Raw genomic sequence first — 19,707 nt, 5'->3', positions numbered from 1 at the left:
GCAACACCCGTGCCGGATTGACCTCCGTGGGGAAACCGCTTTCAAACCCCCGCGACGCGCGTGCAAATTTCAAAAGGCAGGTGCGATTTACCGCAACAAGTGCCGATGGGCAGGATTTTTGCTCTAACGCCGGGGTTTGGCTTGGCCGCCTGTCGGTTTTCCCGACTTGAGGGTGCGGTTGTAGACCTCGTCCGCCACCGGAGAGCGGTCCGTGTCCACCAAGCCGCGCTCAATGTCGGCGTGCGCCTGCTTCATCTCCGGCCTGGGCTCGCTGGTCTGACTGTCGGCTGACTCGTCGTGCTCGTGGGGCAAACGGGGTGATGATTTGCCCTTGACGCTGGGCAAGGTGTCACCTTGCGGAGGGGATTTTTTTTCAGTGGGATTCATGCCCTTGAACGGGCAATCCACGTGCCGGACGGGCCCCAGGGTAATGCTCGTCCACCACGGCCCCCAAAGCGCCCCCCAAGAGCAGAATCTGAGCGGAGTAATACACCCACAGCATCACCACCACGAACGAGCCCGCAGCCCCATAACTGGACGCCACGCTGGCATGGACCAGGTACAGCCCGATCAGGTGCTTGCCCACCGAGAACAGCACCGCGCTGCTGATCGCGCCCACCCACACCGCCAGACGGCTGGGTTTTCTTTCCGGCAACCAGCGCAGCAAGGCCGCAAACGCCATCACCAGCACGCCCGTGGACACCGCCACGTCCAGCAGCCCCATCAGCTCAGCCATGGTGGGATAACGGGTCGACATGTAGGAGCTCAAAGCGGCCAGCACGGCGCTGAGCAACAAGGAAACGATGGCCAGGAAGCCAAACCCCAGCACCAGTGCAAAGCCGATCAGGCGCGCGCGCACAAAGGTGGACAAGGCCGAGGATGGCGCAGGCACCACGCGTGCAATGGCGTTGAGCGCGCGGCGCAACTCGGCGAACACGCCCGTGGCTCCCACCAGCAAGGTGGCCACGCCCAGCAGGCTGGCCCACAGGCCGTTGGGGTGCCGCCAGGCCGACTCGATCATGGCCTCGATGCCCTTGGCAGCAGCCTCGCCCACCAGCCCTTCGATCTCGCCAACGATTTGCCCGCGAGCCGCGTCTTCACCAAACACCGCACCCGCAACGGCAATGGCCACGACCAGCAAAGGCGCGACGGCAAACATGGTGTAGAAGGCGATGGCCGCCCCCAACTGGGGCCCCCGGTCATCCGACCAACGCGTCACCGCCTTGACCAGGATCTGCAAGGGTTGCCGCAATATTGGCGGCATCAAACGCCAGATTCGGTCAGGCCAGCCAACCATGCCAGTCAATAGCGGTAACGCAAGCTCACCGTGGCGGTGTCCACGTTGTCGCGGCCGGTCACGAATTTGAAGTCATGGCGATTCAAGTCGGTCGATGCTGACCAGTTCTGCGACACATCCCAGTTCAAGCCCACACCGTAAGAGAGGCCGAAGCCATGGGCAGAACCGGTTGGAACGGCCGGATTGGTCGCCAAGTCCATGCGCGTGCGCGCATAGTTGGCACCCAAGCGCCCCGTGAGGCTCACGCGCGAGCCCAAAGGCAACTCACCCAGCAGGTTCACGTTCAAACCCCTGACGCGAACGGCATTGCCCACATGCTCCAGATTGCTCATGCGCATGTAGGCCAGCTCGAATCCCCAGCGCTGACTGAACTCCCCACCCGCGTACAAGGTGATGGCCTTGCCGCTGCGTCGGCAAACCATGCCTTCAATGCAAGGCAGGCGGGCCGAGCCAATGCTCAAGCCCACATGGTGTTTGTTCTGGCGCGGCTTCCAACCCTGGTCGTCTGATCCAGGCGCCTCGGTGCTGTATTCCAGGTTGCTGGCCAATGGCCCATCCCTGGGAGGCAAGTCACCAGGTACCTCGGTAGCGCGACTGAACTGTGAACAAAGACACAACATGACCAGCCACCAGGCTCGCGGTCTGAGGTGTCGTTGTGAAAAGTTCATCGCGGCTCCTTGCAGAAAAAAGCGCGGTGCGCTGATGGATCAAACACTGATCAGCAACCAGCGTGCCGTGCTTGGCGAGCCCTGTGTGCGATGTGCATGCGGCACGCTGCTTGCCTGCCATCGTAGGCATCAGCGCACCACTGCAATCGCGGGAAATGCGGCTGATTCATTGCTTCACAACCGCGTTAAAACGCCTTCAACCAAAGGATGACACCATGACGAACGACCAAATTGTTGACACCCTCAACGACCTCATCGAAACCTCCAAGGACGGCGAGCAAGGCTTCAACGCCTGCGCCAAGCACGTGACCAGCAGCGAGCTGAAAAGCCTGTTCATCCAGCGTGCCGTTGAATGCCAGCGCGCCGCAGCAGAGTTGCAACCCTTTGTGCTGCAGTACGGCGGCAAGCCCGAGCAAAGTGGCAGCGTGGCCGGCGCCCTTCACCGTGGTTGGGTGGCTGTGCGCGACTCCCTGACCGGCTACAGCGATGCCGCCGTGCTGGAAGAGTGCGAGCGTGGCGAAGACTCGGCCCTGGCTCGCTACCGCAAAGCCCTGAAGGAAGATGCCCTTCCCCCTGCATTGCGCGCCGTCATCGAGCGCCAGCTCACCGGTGTCCAACGCAATCATGACCAAGTGAAGTTGCTGCGCGATCAGCACAAGGCCACCCTGTAGAAGCTTCTGCAGGCTTTACGCGACTGAGGAGAAACCATGAAAACCAAAAGTCAGATCATGGGCCTGGCAGGCATCGCGGTGTCTGCCACCCTGGCCTTGAGCGCGTGCAATCGGCAGGACGATGTGTCGTCTCGAACGGCCGACGCCACCGACACGCCGTTGCAAGACAGCGCGATGGTGGCCGCCAACGATTCAGCAGCGTCTGCCACCAATGCCAATCCGACCGGTGACAGCAGCCTGCTGCGCGACCCCAACGACACCTTGAGTCGCGAACCGACAGCGGCGGGCATGTCCAACATGCCCTCGCCCACGGCCGCCAGCACGGCGTTGAACGCAGCAGAAAAGAAGTTCCTGTCAGACGCGGCCAGCGCGGGCCAGTATGAGTTGGCTTTGGCGCAGTTGGCCACGGCCAATGCGTCGGACTCTTCGGTGAAATCCTATGCCGCGATGCTGGTGAGTGACCACACCATGGCCAATCAGAAATTGCAGTTGCTGGCCCAACGGCGCAATGTGGTGTTGCCCACCACCTTGCCACAGGACAAGCAAGAAGTGATTGACCGCTTGACCAAGGTGGTGGGTCCGGAGTTTGATCGGCAGTTCACCCAGATCGTGGGTTTGCACGATCACAAGACGGACATCAGCCTGTTCGAAAAAGCCAGCAGGGAAGCCAAGGACAGCGAGGTTCGCGATTTCGCGGCCTCCACCTTGCCGACCTTGCGGTCTCACCTCACTGCGGCGCAGAACCTGCCAGCCCATGTGAAGGGCGCTTCAGGCACCTGATGGGAAAACGGGCCTGGGCAGCCGGTTGCATCAAGGCTGCTCATCGCCCCAACCCTGGGGCCGCCTGCCTTGCGGTGCTTCCCGCTCTTGCGCGAACAGCTCTTCCAGTTGTTGGCGCCCCTGCTTGGCCATGGCCACCAGGGCCTTCTGATCCTTGTGGTGCGGCCAGAACTGGTCCAGCTGCTGCACGGAGTGGCGCCTGAAACGCAAGGCCATTTGCCGCGCATGGTGGGGATGCCAGCCCATCAACTCGAGCACGCTGCGCCCGCTCATCAGGGCTGAATCCAGCGTCTCACGCTCGATCAGGGTGACCCCACGGTCGCGCAGCGCATACCAGTGCTGCACATTGCGCGCCCGTGCCACGATGGCCAGGTGCGGGAAATGCTCATTGGCCAGATCCACCAGCTTCAAGCTCTGCTCGACATCGTCAATCGCCACCACCAGGACCTTGGCAGAAGCCGCGCCAGCCATGCGCAGCAAGTCCAGGCGGGTGGCATCGCCGTAATGCACCCGAAACCCGAAGCGGCGCAGCGCTTCAACCTGTTCAGCATCGTGGTCCAGCACGGTGGCTTTCAGGCCATTGGCGTACATCAGGCGGCCCACCACCTGCCCGTAGCGGCCAAAGCCGGCAATGATCACGGGCGCTTCCTGGCGCTCCGCCAATGAGGCATCCGGTGAGGGCGATGCAAGCCGGGCAAAACGGGGCAACAGCCATCGGTCAATGGCCACCACCAGCACGGGCGTGACCAGCATCGACAAGGCCACGGTGCCGATCAACAGTGAGGACACTTCGGCGGAGAACACCCGTGCCCCTGCGGCCTGCTGGAACACCACAAACGCAAACTCGCCACCTTGGGCCAGCAGCAGCGTGAACACCGGCCGCTCGCCCACGGGCACCTCGACCACCTTGGCCAGCCCCCACAGCACCATGCCTTTGACGGCCAGAAAACCGAGCAGGATGCCCAAGACCAGCCACACGTGCTGCGCCAAGGCCCCGAAATCAATCGTCATGCCCACGGCCATGAAGAACAAGCCCAGCAGCAGGCCCTTGAAGGGTTCCACGTCGGTTTCCAGCTCGCGCTTGTACTCACTTTCAGCCAGCAGCACGCCCCCCAGGAAGGCGCCCAGCGCCATTGACAAGCCCACGGCCTGCATCAAGCTGGCAATGCCCACCACCAGCGCCAGCGACGCGGCGGTGAATATCTCTTGCGACTGGCTGCGCGCGATCCAGCGCAGGGCGTGGCGCAACAACAAGCGCCCCACCACCACGATGCCCACGATGACGGCCAAAGCGCGCAAGGCTTCCAGCCACGGATTGCCCCCCGCCTCGGCCTGGGCCCCCAGCAAAGGGATCAAGGCGAGGATGGGGATGGCCGCCACGTCCTGAAACAACAAGATGGCAAAGCCCGCCTGCCCGGCCGAGGTGGGCAGCATGTTGCGCTCGTTCATGACCTGCAAGGCCACGGCGGTGGATGACAAGGCCAAACCCAGGCCCGCCACCACGGCGATTTGCCAGGACACCCCAAACGCCATGGCCCCGGCGGCCAAGGCCAATGCGCAACCCAGCAACTGCTGGCTGCCCCAGCCGAAGATGGGCCGACGCAGCGCCCACAGCTTGGGAGGCTCCAGCTCCAGGCCGATCAGGAAGAGCATCAGCACCACGCCAAACTCGGCGAAGTGCAGGATGGATTCGGTGTCGGACACCAACTTCAGGCCGAAGGGGCCAATGGCGATGCCAGCGGCCAGGTAGCCGATGATCGAGCCGAGGCCGAGCTTCTTGGCCAAGGGCACCGCGATGATCGCGGCGGACAGGTAGACCAGGGTGCTGAGCAACCAGTTGCTGTGTTCCATGCTCAGGCGTCCTCGGTCGGGCGATCGCGGACAGGCACTTCGCACAGGGGGCAGGCCTCCAGATCGGCCATCTCCGGCCAATCGGGGTAGGTGCTCAAGCGGTCGCGGTAAACCTCGACATGGGCTTCGAACGCCTGCCGGGACACGGCATGGGCGCCGTGCAACACCAGTGGTGGCAAAAAGCGCAGGCCGCACAACGTGGCGGTTTGCTCGTAAGGCGGCAGGAAGGCGTCAAAGAAGTAGCGGTTGTAGCCTTCGGGACTGTAGGTTTCCTGCGTGCCCCCGGTGGTGGCCACCAGCCACAGATCCTTGCCGCGCAAGGCGCTGCCGCCCTGGCCATAGGCCCAGCCCAGGGTCAGCACCTCATCAAGCCACAGCTTCATCAGCGGCGGCATGCTGTACCAATGGATGGGGTGCAACCACACGATCAGATCGGCCTGCGCGGCCAAGGCTTGCTCGGCAGGCACATCGATCATGTGGTCAGGGTACAGGGCGTACAGGTCGCGAACGGTGACGTTGGCGAGCGCCGCCACTGATTGCATCAACGCGCGGTTGACCCGCGAATGACGCAGATCCGGGTGCGCGGCCAGGACAAGGATGGAGGGAGCAGACATCGGGCACAAAATAACGCAGGTGCGCCTTTGTACCGCATCGCAATGGGTGGCCCGCTGGCCAGGCTCATTCTTCCAGCCAGTCCTTCAATTCGTCAGCATGCTCCTGCTCGTCGCTGAGGATGTCTTCCAGCAGGCGCCGGGTAGTGGAATCCTTGTCGCCAATCAGGTCGATCATCTGGCTGTACGTCTCGATGGCCACACGTTCTGCCACCAGGTTGGCGCGGATCATGGCGGTCAGGTCCAGCGATTCGTCGTACTCGGCGTGGCTGCGCTTGGTCAGGCTGTCGGGTGAGAAATCGGGTTCGCCGCCCAGCTGCGAAATGCGGGTGGCCAAACGGTCGGCATGGCCTGCCTCCTCATTCGCGTGCACCATGAACTCCTCAGCGATCTTGGGCGAAGAGCGGCCCTCGGCGGTGAAGTGATGGCGCTTGTAGCGCAGCACGCAAACCAACTCGGTGGCCAGCGCAGCGTTCAGCAGCTTGATGATGTCCTCGCGCCAGGGGTCGTCATGCGGTGTGACCGCCCCTTTGTTCAGGCCGGACTTGGCCGCGTTGATCGCGGATTCATCGAGCACCAGGCGGTTGCCAGGGGCCTTGGAGGTCGTGGGGGCGTCGGTGCTCATGGGGATGTCCTCGTCTGCGGGGGTGATGGCATGACTTCAATTTACGATCGGCCACCATCCACCTGCATCGGCGTTTGGCGCGTGCGTTTGTAGGACATCACCGCATGTCAATCGGGCAAGGGGATCAGGAACCAGGTCTCCGGCCCCAGGCCATCCCAACGCACAGCTTCACCCGGCTGCAGCACCTTGGCGCCTTGGCCGGACGCCTTGGCCATCTCCACCGTGGCGGCAGGCCGGCACAGCTTGAAGTGAAGTGTGTGGCCGCCTCGGCGCACCGTCATGTCGGCGTGCTGCCAGTGTGATGGCAAGCAGGGTTTGAAGGTCAAGCTGCCATCGCGTTGCTGCAAACCGAAGATGGATTCGATGGCCGCGCGGTGCAGCCAGGCGGCGGCACCGGTGTACCAGCTCCACCCACCGCGCCCCACATAGGGCGGCTGCGTGTAGACGTCCCCGGCCATCACATAGGGTTCGATGCCATAGGCCGGGCCGCGCGTGGGGTGCGCGGTGCGGTGGGCCGGGCTCAGGTAGGTGAAGTAGCGGTAGGCCGCATCGCCATCGCCACGCTGGGCCTGTGCCATGAGCGCCCAGACACCCGCGTGTGAGTACTGGCCGCCGTTCTCGCGCACACCGGGCGGGTAGGCCTGGATGTAACCTGCGCTGGGTTCGGCATTCGCCAAGGGCGGGTCGAGCAGCTTGATCAGCCCCGCTTGCGCATCCACCAGGTGGGTTTCCACGGCCGACATGGCCATGCGCTCATTGGCGGGCGTCGAGGCCCGCGACAAGACCGCCCAGGCCTGGGCGATCAGGTCGATGCGGCACTCGGCGTTGGCGCTGGCACCCAGGGCCTGGCCATCGTCGAAGAAAGCGCGGCGGTACCACTGGCCGTCCCAGCCATGCTCTTGCAAGGCGCTCTTCCAGCCAGACAAGGCCTCTTCCCAGCGACGGGCGCGGGCAGTCTCGCCCTGCCCTTTGGCAATGGGCGCAAAGTCGGCCACGATGCGGCACAAGAACCAGGCCAGCCACACCGATTCACCCCGGCCTTCGGATCCGACCCGGTTCATGCCATCGTTCCAGTCGCCCACGCCCATCAGTGGCAAGCCGTGCACACCAACCTTCAGGCTGCGGTCAATGGCGCGGGCGCAGTGCTCATACAGGCTGGCGGTCTGCGGGCTGGTGCTGGGGGTGTAGTAGGCGTCCTCGGCCCCTTCGGGGATAGGGGCACCTTCCAGGAAGGGGACTTCTTCGCTGAGCAGGCTGGCATCGCCGGTCGTGTTCAGGTAATGCACGCTGGCATAAGCCAGCCACAGCAGGTCGTCCGAGAAATGCGTGCGCACGCCAGCACCCGTGGGCGCATGCCACCAATGCTGCACATCACCTTCCGGGAACTGCCTTGAGGCCCCCAACAGAATCTGCTGGCGCAGCATGTCGGGCGCCGAGCCCGCCAGGGCCAGCGAGTCCTGCAACTGGTCTCTGAATCCAAAGGCGCCACCGGCCTGGTAGAAGCCAGCCTTGGACCACAGGCGACAGGTCACCGTCTGGTAAAGCAGCCAGCGGTTGACCATGGCGTCGAACAGCGGGTCCGGGGTTTTGACGGTGGTCGCGCCCAGGCGCTCGTTCCAGTCTTCGCGCACCTGCTGCAGGCGCAAGCTGGGCGACACAAACGCACTGGTGACGGCCAAGTGCCGGGCCTCGTCCAGGCTGTTGGCATGGCCGAGCAGGAAAACCTGTTCCAGCTCCGTCCCGGGTTCCACCGACAACCGCACGGACAAGGCGGCGCAGGGGTCGAGGCCCACGCCGCGCTTCTGCCCAAAATAGTCGGGCACGACCAGGCGGCCGCGCGCGTCGAAGCATTCACGGCGATCGCAGGTCCAGTCATCGGACAAGCCCGCATCGTCCAGCTCACTGACCATGGCCAGGAAGGCGGTACCGCCACCAAAACCTGCTGAATGCTCGCGCTGCGTGGCCATGAGCGCGGTGATGCGCCGCGCGCCACCAATGCCGCGCGGATCGGGCAAGGTTTGCGTGAGCGTGCTGGTGCGCACCGAGTGGCGATCGGTACGGTTGGCGCCCATGATCCACTCCACCAACTTGATGGCGCGCAGATTCAAGGTCTTGCTGCCCTGGTTGAGCAGCTTGAGCCTGAGTTGTTTGATGGATTGCTTCGGGTCAACACACCAGCTGACCTGCACATCCAGATCGCCCTGACGGTGGCTGATCGTGGTGATGCCTTGCTCATGCCTGACGCGGTAGTTCGCCGGGGCGCCACCCAAGCCTGCTGGCGTCACATTCCAGACTTCGCGGGTTCGCTCGTCTTGCAGCAACAGCCACTCACCGGACGGGTCACCCACCGGATCATTGGACCAGGGGGTGACCTGGTTCAAGCGACTGTTCACGGCCCAGGTGTAGCAGCCACCCGCTTCAGAGATCTGAGCACCAAAGGCGGGGTTGGACAACACATTGATCCAGGGCCGGGTGGGCCGCTGCCGTGGCGTGACTTCGAAGCGGAACTCGCCACTGGCCTCGTCGAAAGTGCCGTTGGGCGGGCTGGGCGCCACGCCAGACGGGGTGCTGGCCAGCACGGTCACCTGGGGTGAGTGGCTGCGCTCTTCCAGGGCCTGCTCATGCCGCTCGCACCACTCGGTGATGTGGTGGGCCAGCGGGCGTCCATCGGCGTTCAGGTGCAGGCGGGCCAGGACATGGAGGGTCCGCAGGTCTTCCACCGACAGCTCGTTGCTGCGCAGCACGTAAAAGCCCGATGCCGCCGAGGGCCCGGGGTTGCCAGCGATGTCCGACACATAGCGTTCGCGCAGGGTGCCGATGTCACGTTGAAGCGCCATCAGGTAGGACGTGGGCTCGGCATTGACGATCACCAGATCGCAAACCACCGCGCCCCAGGTCCACAGGCGCAGGGCCTGGGCCAGGGAGCGAACCAGGCCCAATCCCTGTGGCACACCGGCCGACACCAGCACGATGGGCCGGTCGCCCGAGATGCCGAAGCGCCACAGCAACTTGCGGTCACACGCATTGGCGGGGCCTTCCTCACTGACGTTGATCGGCCGGGTCACCACCATGGCGAGCGCCGTGGTCAAGGTCTGGATGGCCGCGAAGGTCTCGGCGTTGAGCCGCAGGTCGCGCAGCTTGATGCCCGCCAGGGTGGCCGACATCAACGAGGCCCGCTCGATGTGGGCGCGTTGGCGGTACTTGTCCATGACGGACCGCAAAGTCGCCACATTGTCAGACGCCGCCGTGCACATGGTCAGGCAGGCCTTGGATTGCGCGGGGATGTGCAGGCGCACCGACAGGCAGGCGACCGGGTCCAGGCCGGTGTTCAGCACGGCAGCTTCGCCAGGTGGCCGCGACGGATCAAGCTCAGGCGGCGCGTCAAACAAACCTTGCGGGCTGCTCACATCGTGGTTGCGGCCCAGCCAGCGCAGGCGGTCGGTCTGGATGCGCACCTCGGTGATCAACCCGGCATCGCCATCGGCCAGGAAATGCGCGGCCGACAGGCCCTTCTCCGTGACCAGGCGGGGTCGGCGCTCGAACATCAAGGCCTGCTGCGCGGCCACCCACTCCGCCCTCACGAACAGGTTGGAGAAGGCCGGGTGCGCTTCGTCTGCACGTGGGTCGGCCAGGGTCACATCGAAGGCGGACATGAACTCCAGGTCGATGCCGCGGTCGCTCACATTGCGGATTTCGACCTGGCGGAACTCGATGTCGTCTTCCGGGCTGACCCACACGGTGACGCGCGTTTCCAGCTCCGGCCAGATGGCATCGAAGCTGACGCGCTCGGCGTGGTAAGTGCTGTGGTAGTGGGCATTGGGGTCAGGCGCGGGGTGCTGCGTGAGCGACACCGGTGTCAAAGCCTGGTCCCAGCGCAGGTACATGAAGCTGCCACAGGCATCGCGCAAGACATCATCACGCCAACGTGTGATGCCCGCGTTGCCCCAGCGGCTCCAGCCCGCGCCATTGGGGCGCAAGGCCACGCTGTAGCGGCCATTGGACAAGAGGTGCGTGGGCTCCAAAGCCGCCACGCCGGGTGTGACATCGCGCAGCATACCCAGCGCATCGCGTTGCTGGCCATCTGTCACGGTGCTGGCCGGTGGCGTGTGCAAGGTTGAAATCTCACGCGGCACGCGCTCGTGCAGCAAGGAGGCCACCGCCTCGATGTGCGCATTGGCCATGCCCCAGCGGCGAGGCGCGCCGTCCAGCAGCACATTGGCCAGCGACACGATGCTCATGCCCTGGTGGTGGGCCATGAAGGTGCTCACGCGCGAGACCCGATCCACGCCCGTCTGGCGCGATGGCGAAAAATCCAGGGCTTCAATCAGCCCATAGCGTCCACGCCCCAAGAGCGATTCGATGCGCCGCAGGTTGCTCACCGCCTGGCGAGGCAGCAGCTCGGCCGCCAGCACGGTGGCGTAGGGTGCAATCACCAGCTCATCCAGCGGTGTTCGCCTCAATGCCAACCGAGGCACGCCTTGGGGCGAGTACTGGTAGGCCAGCGTGTGGTCGCTGGCCGCATACGCCGATTCGGACATGCCCCAGGGTGTGCGCTGCTTATGGGCATAGCTCATCTGTTCCAGCACCGCGGCATGCCCTGCACTGTGCAACAGGCTGCCGTGCGGCTCATCCAGCACCAGCGAGGGCATCAGGTACTCGAACATCGAGCCAGACCATGACCGCAGCCCGGCATGCGTGCCCGCCGCGTAGGTGGGCCGCCCCAAGGCCGCCCAATGGTTCACCGGCACATCGCCCTTGGCAATGGCCAGCAGGCTGGTCAGGCGTGATTCGGAGGCCAGCAAGTCGTAGAAGCTGGCATCCAGCTGCTGCTCGGCGATGCGGTAGCCAATGTGGAAGAGGTGCCGCTTGCGGTGGTACAGAAAGCTGTAGTCAGGCTCCCAGGCGATGCGCTTGAACTGCCTGGCCAGGCTTTCCAGGCGGGCAACGGCCTCATGGGCCTGGGCCTGCGCCGCTTGGTCACGCCAGGCCGACCGCAAGGTGCTCAGGTGATCGGCCAGGCACCACAGCAGGCTCTGAATCTCTGGCCGGGCCTCCGAGAAAAGCTGCAGGGCCTCCAGTTCCAGGGCGGCCCCGTTCAACAACCGCTGGCCCCCTTGGGGCATCTGACGAGCGCTGCCCAAGGGATCGACCAGGGCCACCAGTTGCATCAAGGCCAGGTGACCCGGCAACTCGGCCAGCAATGGCAGCATGGGCTGCAAACGCTGGGCCGACGCCTGCAAGGCCAGCCTGGCAGCGCGATCATCCAGCGGCGCTGCACTCAACTCCAGGCAGGCTTGCGCCGTGGCCAGCAAATGCCCGCTCAGGTTGCCACTGTCCACGGTGGAGACATAGCTGGGCAGCAGGGGGCGCAAAGTCTCAGTGTCGTACCAGTTCAGGAAGTGGCCACGGTGGCGCTGCATGGCGAGCATGGAGGCCAAGGTGGCCTCCAGCCTGTCCAGCAGGTCCTGGGTGCCGATCCAGCCAAACTGGCGCGCACAAGCGGTGCTGAGCAGGTACAACCCGATGTTGGTCGGCGATGTGCGGTGCGCCACCATGTCGTAAGGCAAGGTCTGCAGGTTGTCGGGCGGCAGATGGTGGTCCTGCGGCCCGACACAGCGTTCGAACAAGCGCCAGGTGTCGCGGGCCAGACCTGACAGGTAGAACCGATCGGCCGAGGCCACCGCATCCTGCACAGGGGCCACACTGACCCGACTCACCCACCAGGTCCACAAGGGCGATGCGGCCCACAGCAGACACAGCCCCAGGGCCAACCAGGGATAGGGCGACGTGAAGAACAGCAAGGTGCCCATGATCAGGGCCACGGCGGTCACGTTGCGATGTCGCCAGATGATGGCCGCCAAGGCATGGCTGGTGGATGCCTGCGCAGCCGCGGCCGTGGTCCACTCCAGCAAGTGCCGATGGCTGACCAGCATGCGGTACAGCGTGCGCACGATCGCGTCAGCGGCCATCAAGGCCCCGTTCAACAACTGGGCCAGGTGCCACAGCCCCGCCCCCACGGACCGAACCACGTCTGCCAAAGCCTGCCGATAGAAGTGGGCCATGGCGATGTCATCGCGGCTGGGGGCCAAGCCCGCCACAGCCCCCAACAAAGGGCCTCCTACAAAAGCGACCAGCACCAGGGCGATCACCGCCCATGGCGAGATCACGCCACTGCCCAGGGCCAGGATCAGCAAGGCAAAGGACATCGGGGCGACCAGCGAGCGGCGCAGGTTGTCGATCATCTTCCAGCGGTTGATGCCGCCGATGTCGAACCAGCCGCCACGAACCAGGAAGCTCAGCAATTGCCAATCGCCGCGAATCCAGCGGTGCAAGCGAGAGGCCGCGACATCGGCGTGGAAGGGCGCATCTTCAATCAGCGTGATGTCGGTGACCCCGGCGCAACGCACCAGGGAGCCTTCCAGCAGGTCGTGGCTCAGTACACGGCCCTCAGGCAGGCGCCCCGAAAGCACCGCGTGAACCGCTTGAACATTCAGCAAGCCTTTGCCGGTGAAGGAGCCTTCATCGAACACGTCCTGGTAGACCTCGGAGCTGGCCGCGCTGTAAGGATCAATGCCCAGCTGCCCCGCGAACAGCCAATGAAAACGGGTCATGTCGCGGGGAGCCGGCAGGGGCGTCACGATGCGGGGCTGCAAAATGCCATGGCCGCTGATGACCCGGGTGCCTCGCGCATCCAGGCGAGGCCTGTTGTGCGGGTGCGCGGCCACGCCCACCAGGTCGCGCAAACGGCCAGGGGGTAATTGCGTATCGCTGTCCAGGGTGACGACATAGTTGGTCTGCGGTGCGATGCGGGACGCAGCGTCCAGGTTCAGGAATGCGCCGGATTGGCCTGTGGCCAGGGCCTCGATCAATTGCTCCAGCTTGCCGCGTTTGCGCTCCCACCCCATCCAGGTTTGCTCGGTCTCGCTGAAGCGTCGTTCGCGGTGCAAGACGATGAAGCGCGGGGCCTCGTCGCCCTCCACCGGAAAGCGTTCGTTCAGTTCACCCAAGCGATGCGCCACCGCTTGCACCAAAGCCTGATCCGTCGGCAGGCTGGCCACCTCGGCATCGGCCCAATCGGTCAGCAGCGCGAATTGCGCATGGCGTTCAGGGTTGGCCATGTAATGCAGGCACAGTTGGTGGGTCAAGGCCTTGACCGATGCGGCATCGGTCAGCATGGCCGGGATCACCACCATCACACGGTGTTCTGGCGGAATGCCATCGCTCAGGGCCAGGCGCGGAAACCTGACGGGCCGCACCGACTCGCTGATCAAGCGGTTCACCATGGCCACCACGGCCTCGGAGGCCGGGAAGATCATCAACAACACGGCCAGGCCCATGAGCCATCCTGCCCCCGGCCAATCCAACGCCTGCGGGCCTGGGTGGTTCACCACCCAGGTCACCAAAGCCGCCGTGCCCAGGGCCAGGGCCGCCAGGTAAGCGGGCACCGCCCCCGCCCGCCAGGCAAAACGCCAGGCCATGGCGGCGTGTTCCTGCAGCCCCAGGGCGCTCATCAACTGGGGGCGACCTGGGCCTTGCAGCCAATGGCTGGCCACGGTCACATCGTCGGCGATCTCAGGCGGCATGGGGGAGGCCTGTGCACGGTTCATCAGCGCCAGCAGCGCATGGGCCACGGACAACTCGCTCTGCCCGCTGCGGCGGGCCAGATCTTCGATGTCATGCAAGGTCTGGCTGCGCGTGTCATCGCGCTCGGCCTCGAACGTGGGGGCCGACATCATCAATTGCATCAGTGAACTGGTTTGCCCGACGATGTCGGTCCAGTCCGCGTCGCCAATCGCCCGCAAGGCGCTGATGGCATTGCTCACGCTCAGGTTGTTGGCCGTGCGCTCTACAGGTTGCTGCATCTGCACTGCGGCCAGGTCCGGCAGGGTCTTGTTCAGCCACTCGTGGTAACGCTCGTGGCCCACGCCCGCGATCTGCGAGTCCTGCAGACGCTGCGCCATTTGCGTCAGGAAAGCGCGCCCAGCACCGCGGGCATTCATCAAGGCCAGCAGCGCATCGAGTTGATGAGGGCTGTAGGTTTCGATGCGGTCGCAGCACAAATTGGCCACTTCGCGGGCCGCCTTGCTGGTGGCCACGTTCTCGGCCAGGCGACGCAAGTTTTCGATCAACACCACGCGCAGGGTGGTGGGCAGGGCCCACAGCTCGCCCAGGGTCAGGTCACGGACCTCCTGATAAGCGCGCAAAAAGTGGGTCAGCAGGTCTTCGTCGAAAGCGCTGTCGTTGTGGGCCACGAAAGCCCAGGCCACGCCGTAGACGCGCGGCAAGCCTGCCAAAGGCTCATCGATCAGCACGGGCAGATCACGGAAATAGCGGCGCGGCAAGCCGTCGCGTATTTCCTTGAGCTGCGCCTCGATCAGGTGGAAGTTGTCCAGCAGCCATTCGGCCGCCGGGCTCACGTCATGGCCGGTGATGGCCTGGGCGCTGATGTAGTGGTGCGCTTCGCGCAGAACGCGGATGTTGTCCCGCAAGCGCGGAAAGAAAGCGGTGGAGCGCAAGGCCGCGTTGCGCGCCCGGTGGGTGGCGGCCAAGCTGCGGCCATGGTCTGCAAAGCGGCTGACGCCAAATATTTCGGAGCGGTTGGCGGGCGCCATGGGCCCACGCGAAGGCGAGAGGATGTTGCACACCTCTGCCGATGCTTCTGGCAGCAGCAGAAGCAGAGGAGATCGGGCCATGACGGCCTACAGCGCCAAGGAGGCTATGCCAACGACGACCATCACGGTGACCAGGGAGGTCACAAAACGCGGTGCCACGAACCCATGCGCCGATTCGGCCAGGCAATGCAAGCTGAACCACCGCCCTCGGGAGTCCTGACACGCGTCAAAATGCCCACTCAAAGACGACAGGTCCATGGGCGAGGTGTCAGGCGCGTCGGGGATGGAAGCCGTGCTCCAGCTCGGGGAGAAAGCGTGGTGCGAGTTCATGCGGGGCTCTCCTGGTGATTTTGAAGCCCATGTTGCGCCCCGCATCACCCCGCGTCTGTCGGCCCAACGCGTCGGGCCCGGTAGGACGTGTCCTACGCCGCGCCGCTTAACGCCAGGTTCGTCAGGTAAAGCCGCAGATCGAACTCGTACTGGTGGTATTCGGGCTCCATGTGGGTGCACAGTTGGTAGAAGGCTTTGTCATGCGCCTTTTCCTTCAAGTGCGCCAATTCATGCACCACGATCATCTTGAGGAACTCTGGCGGGGCCTCTTTGAACAGGCTGGCCACGCGGATTTCGCGCTTGGCCTTGAGCTTGCCGCCCTGCACGCGCGAGATCGCCGTGTGCGTGCCCAGCGCATGCTGGATCACCTTGAGCTTGCCGTCAAACACCACCTTGTGGATGGCGTCTGCATTGCGCATGTGGCGGGCTTTCAGGTCCAGCACGTAGTCGTACAAGGCCTTGTCGGTGCGCACATCATGCTTGTCGCCGTACTTGCGCAGCAGCACCTCGCCCAGTTTGCCCTGGTCAATGACCTTCTGCACCTGCACCAGCACATGCTCGGGATAGCCCACCAGGTACTTCAAACCGCTCATGGCGCGATCTGCTCAGCGTAGTCGTACAAAGCGCCCAGGATGCTTTCGCCCCGCTCGTCGGCGGTTTCGCTCAGTGCATCGATGCGGTCAAAGAAGGCCTGCAGCGACAGGCCACCGCCCACGCCCTCGTGCAGGCGTTCCACACGCAGTTGCTGCCACCGCTCCTGGTCGGAGGCGCTCAGGGTTTGTGGGAAATTGCGGGCGCGGTAGCGGAACAGCAATTCGTCAAGGCGCGGGTCTTCGAAGCCGGTGCGGCGTTCGGCCAACAACTCGGGGCTCAAGGCCCGCAGGCGGTCCAGCGCGTGGCGGTCATCCTTGCTCAGGAAGCCGCCGTACAGGTCTTCATCGACATCAGCGGCCTGATCACGCGGCGGGCGCGCAAAAACATCGGGCCAGATCCCCGCCATCGAGGCGCCCTGACGCGCCGCCAACTCGGCGTGGCGCAAGGCTTGATCAAGGTCCAGGCCCCAACGGGCCGCCACGGCGGGCGTGAGCGTCTTGAGGTTGCCGATCACGATGGGCGATTTGTTGATGTGGATGGAACGCAGCGGCAGGCGCGTCATGCCCTCGGGCAGCTCATCGGTCTTGCTGAAAGTGCGCTGGCGGATGACTTCGGCGTTGAGCGAGAACAGCTCACGGGGGTCCACCGACAGGTCCCACACGATCAGCTCGTTCTTGTTGGTGGGGTGCGGTGCCAAGGGCCACACGATGGCCAGGCAGCCGCGCTCCACCCCGTACTGGCCCGACACATGCAAGAAAGGTTTGCCCACGCCGATTTCGGCCAGCACGGCGTCCTTCTTGCGCAGCTTCAGGCAGAACTCGAACAGCTTGGGCTGCTTTTGCTGGATCAGGCGCGCCAGGCCGATGGTGGCGCGCACGTCGGACAGCGCATCGTGCGCCGCTTCGTGCGACAGGCCGTTGGCGGCCGTCAGGTGTTCCAGCTTGAACGAGGGGCGGCCATCGTCGTGCTTGGGCCATTCGATGCCTTCCGGGCGCAAGGCCCAGGTGCAGCGCACCACGTCCAGCAAATCCCAGCGTCCGCAGTTGTTCTGCCACTCGCGGGCGTATGGGTCTATCAGGTTGCGCCAGAACAGGTGGCGGGTCACCTCGTCGTCAAAACGGATGGTGTTGTAGCCCACGCCGATGGTGCCGGGCCAGGCCAGTTCGCGTTCGATGGCCTGGGCAAAGGCGTGTTCGGGCAGGCCGCGCTCCAGGCAGGTTTGCGGCAGGATGCCTGTGAGCAGGCAGGACTCGGGGTCGGGCAGGTAGTCGGGCGCGGGCTGGCAGTAGTGCATCACCGGCTGGCCCACTTCATTGAGCTGGGCGTCGGTGCGGATGCCCGCGAACTGCGCAGGCCGGTCGCGGCGGGGCACACGGCCAAAGGTTTCGTAGTCGTGCCAGAAGAAGGTGAAATCGCTCACTGCCATTGGGGGTCAATGCCTTGTTGCTGGCACCAGTCTTGCGCCATCGTTGAATAAGCCTGGTGGTGGAACGAGAACCACTCGTCTCTCAGATCTGGCAAGGTCTGCATGGCCTCCTTGAAGGCCTCGAAGGGCTCGTCATCCTGGAATGCCGCGGTCAAGGTCTCACGCGCCTGCGGATCGCCCACCCCCGCGATGAAGGCCTCGATGACCTGCAAGGCCGGCTCTGCCTGCACCGGCTCGATCCAGCGGTAGCGCGGGTTGGTGGCCAGGTCGGGCGGCAAGGCTTCCAGCCCCTCGCCAGCATAAATCACCTCGCCAGTGTCCAGGTCCAGGTAATGGCTTGGGTCGTCCAGCTCATAGCGGGTGGCCAGGGCGATGATGAGGTCGTCCAGATCGATCGTCAAAGTCTTCATGGTGGTCATTCAAAGCGGATGTCAGAACGGGACGGGGCTGGTGATGTGCACCCATTCGCCCGTTCGCGGATGCTGCAACTTCAACTCCGCCGCGTGCAGCAACAGGCGATCGGCCTGCGCGCGCACGGCGTCACTGGCGTACAAAGGGTCACCCACGATGGCGTGCCCGATCGACATCATGTGCACGCGCAACTGGTGGGAGCGGCCCGTCACCGGCGTCAGCTCCACCCGTGTGGTGCCTGGCAAAGCACCACACGCCACCACTCGCCAATGTGTCAAAGCCGGCTTGCCTTCGGTCCAGTCCACCTTCTGGCGAGGGCGGTTGGGCCAGTCGGTGATCAGGGGCAAGGCGACCTCGCCACTGTCGGCTTCCATCTGGCCAGCCACCATCGCCACATAGCGTTTGTGCACCAGCCGCTTCTGGAACAAATCACTCAATTCGCGGTGGGCCTGCGCGCCCAGTGCCATCACCAGCAGGCCGGAGGTCTGCATGTCCAGCCGATGCACGATCAAGGCTTGCGGAAACGCCAGCAGCACGCGCGAAGCCAGGCTGTCATGAAACCTCTCACCCCGGCCCGGCACACTCAGCAAACCGCTGGGTTTGTTGACGATGAGGAAAGTGTCGTCCGCGTAGGCGATGTCCAGCCCGGTGTGCGGCGGCGGCGCGTACTCGGCCAGTTGGTGCTCGACCAGGCCTGCCATCGACGGCTCAGTCATCATGAACACACCACCCCGTCACCTCAAAACCAGACATCACAAAACCCCATGGCGCCAAGCCTAGCGCAGAACTTGGCAGGCCCTGCCACAATGGTATTTTCGCATCGCGTCTGTTTTGCACGGAGAGTCCACATGGCCAAAGTTCCCAAGCATGCGTTTGCCAAAACGCTCAAGACATTCAAGACCGCCTCAGGCAAATCGCTGCAGTTCTACTCGCTGCCCGAATTGACCAAGCAGTACCCGAACGTGGCGCGCCTGCCCGTCTCGATCCGCATCGTGCTGGAATCCGTGCTGCGCAACTGCGATGGCAAAAAGGTCACCCCGGAACACGTCGCCGAGCTGGCCCAATGGCAAGCCGTGGCACTGCGAACCGATGAAATCCCCTTTGTGGTCTCTCGCGTGGTGCTGCAAGACTTTACTGGCGTGCCCTTGCTGGCCGACCTGGCCGCGATGCGCAATGTGGCCGCCAGCCTGGGCAAATCCCCAAAGTCCATCGAGCCGCTGGTGCCAGTGGACCTGGTGGTTGACCACTCCGTGATGATCGACCACTACGGCGCCAAGAACTCGCTGGATCTGAACATGAAGCTGGAATTCCAGCGCAACCAGGAGCGTTACCAGTTCATGAAATGGGGCATGCAGGCCTTTGACACCTTCGGCGTCGTGCCCCCGGGCTTTGGCATCGTCCACCAGGTCAACCTGGAATACCTGGCGCGCGGCGTGCACAAAACCAAGGATGGCGTGGCCTACCCTGACACCCTGGTGGGCACCGACAGCCACACCACCATGATCAACGGCATCGGCGTGGTGGGCTGGGGCGTGGGCGGCATCGAGGCCGAGGCCGGTATGCTGGGCCAACCGGTTTATTTCCTGACCCCTGATGTCGTCGGCTTCGAATTGACCGGCCAACTGCGTGAAGGCGTGACGGCCACCGACCTGGTGTTGACCGTGACCGAGATCCTGCGCAAGGCCAAGGTGGTGGGCAAGTTCGTCGAGTTCTTCGGCGCGGGCACCACCACCCTGGCCCTGCCCGACCGCGCCACCATCGCCAACATGGCCCCCGAGTACGGCGCCACCATGGGCTTCTTCCCCGTCGACGCGCTCACCCTGGAGTTCCT

Annotated in this window: 15 protein-coding genes; 3 read left to right on the top strand and 12 right to left on the bottom strand. The window is 64.3% G+C overall.

What is annotated here, in order from left to right; all coding sequences use genetic code 11:
• Nucleotides 1-123 precede the first annotated feature (123 nt).
• The 3 genes from Q7V20_RS13215 to Q7V20_RS13205 are packed head-to-tail and all read right to left on the bottom strand — an operon-like array spanning nt 124 to nt 1,845.
• Nucleotides 124-387, bottom strand: coding sequence for a hypothetical protein (locus Q7V20_RS13215; protein ID WP_304791774.1), 264 nt, complete (start codon nt 385-387; stop codon nt 124-126).
• Nucleotides 374-1,297, bottom strand: coding sequence for a YihY/virulence factor BrkB family protein (locus Q7V20_RS13210; protein WP_304791771.1), 924 nt, complete (start codon nt 1,295-1,297; stop codon nt 374-376). The genes Q7V20_RS13215 and Q7V20_RS13210 overlap by 14 nt, the downstream gene beginning before the upstream one ends.
• Before the next feature lie 5 nt (nt 1,298-1,302).
• Entirely contained in the window at nt 1,303-1,845 is a 543-nt protein-coding gene (locus Q7V20_RS13205; protein ID WP_304791768.1) for a porin family protein, read from the bottom strand.
• A 335-nt stretch (nt 1,846-2,180) separates the two neighbouring features.
• Here Q7V20_RS13205 and Q7V20_RS13200 point away from each other — a divergent pair, with 335 nt between their 5' ends.
• Both Q7V20_RS13200 and Q7V20_RS13195 read left to right on the top strand, forming a co-directional pair.
• Nucleotides 2,181-2,636: a PA2169 family four-helix-bundle protein gene (locus tag Q7V20_RS13200; RefSeq protein ID WP_304791765.1), complete on the top strand. Its 456-nt coding sequence runs from the start codon at nt 2,181-2,183 to the stop codon at nt 2,634-2,636.
• 36 nt (nt 2,637-2,672) lie between these two features.
• The gene (locus Q7V20_RS13195) at nt 2,673-3,416 is read left to right on the top strand and encodes a DUF4142 domain-containing protein (RefSeq protein ID WP_304791762.1); all 744 of its coding nucleotides are present in this window, start codon (nt 2,673-2,675) and stop codon (nt 3,414-3,416) included.
• 30 nt (nt 3,417-3,446) lie between these two features.
• Here Q7V20_RS13195 and kefC read toward each other — a convergent pair whose 3' ends face one another.
• The 9 genes from kefC to Q7V20_RS13150 form a co-directional block, all read right to left on the bottom strand.
• On the bottom strand, nt 3,447-5,267 hold the full coding sequence (gene kefC, locus Q7V20_RS13190) for a glutathione-regulated potassium-efflux system protein KefC (protein WP_304791758.1): 1,821 nt from the start codon (nt 5,265-5,267) through the stop codon (nt 3,447-3,449).
• A gap of 2 nt (nt 5,268-5,269) precedes the next feature.
• Entirely contained in the window at nt 5,270-5,881 is a 612-nt protein-coding gene (locus Q7V20_RS13185; protein ID WP_304791755.1) for an NAD(P)H-dependent oxidoreductase, read from the bottom strand.
• Nucleotides 5,882-5,945: 64 nt separating this feature from the next.
• Entirely contained in the window at nt 5,946-6,503 is a 558-nt protein-coding gene (locus Q7V20_RS13180; RefSeq protein WP_304791753.1) for a bacterioferritin, read from the bottom strand.
• Nucleotides 6,504-6,610: 107 nt separating this feature from the next.
• Nucleotides 6,611-15,196 (bottom strand): GH36-type glycosyl hydrolase domain-containing protein, encoded by an 8,586-nt coding sequence (locus Q7V20_RS13175; RefSeq protein ID WP_304791750.1) that lies wholly within the window; start codon nt 15,194-15,196, stop codon nt 6,611-6,613.
• A 6-nt stretch (nt 15,197-15,202) separates the two neighbouring features.
• A complete protein-coding gene (locus Q7V20_RS13170; RefSeq protein WP_304791747.1) occupies nt 15,203-15,445 on the bottom strand; it encodes a hypothetical protein in 243 nt (80 codons plus the stop codon).
• 92 nt (nt 15,446-15,537) lie between these two features.
• The gene (locus Q7V20_RS13165; RefSeq protein WP_304791744.1) at nt 15,538-16,038 is read right to left on the bottom strand and encodes a M48 family metallopeptidase; all 501 of its coding nucleotides are present in this window, start codon (nt 16,036-16,038) and stop codon (nt 15,538-15,540) included.
• On the bottom strand, nt 16,035-17,459 hold the full coding sequence (gene sbcB, locus Q7V20_RS13160; RefSeq protein WP_304791842.1) for an exodeoxyribonuclease I: 1,425 nt from the start codon (nt 17,457-17,459) through the stop codon (nt 16,035-16,037). Before sbcB ends, Q7V20_RS13165 begins: the two co-directional genes overlap by 4 nt.
• Nucleotides 17,456-17,875, bottom strand: coding sequence for a UPF0158 family protein (locus Q7V20_RS13155; RefSeq protein WP_304791741.1), 420 nt, complete (start codon nt 17,873-17,875; stop codon nt 17,456-17,458). The genes sbcB and Q7V20_RS13155 overlap by 4 nt, the downstream gene beginning before the upstream one ends.
• Before the next feature lie 21 nt (nt 17,876-17,896).
• Nucleotides 17,897-18,595: an RluA family pseudouridine synthase gene (locus tag Q7V20_RS13150; RefSeq protein ID WP_304791738.1), complete on the bottom strand. Its 699-nt coding sequence runs from the start codon at nt 18,593-18,595 to the stop codon at nt 17,897-17,899.
• A gap of 129 nt (nt 18,596-18,724) precedes the next feature.
• Between Q7V20_RS13150 and Q7V20_RS13145 the strand changes: the two genes are divergently transcribed.
• Nucleotides 18,725-19,707, top strand: a 983-nt coding sequence (locus tag Q7V20_RS13145; protein ID WP_304791735.1) for an aconitase family protein, incomplete at its 3' end; no start/stop codon positions are given.

This window comes from Aquabacterium sp. (assembly GCF_030652515.1).
GTDB lineage: Bacteria > Pseudomonadota > Gammaproteobacteria > Burkholderiales > Burkholderiaceae_C > Aquabacterium.
Note: the sequence above shows the minus strand (reverse complement) of the source record. Positions and strands in the feature narration are given on the sequence as shown.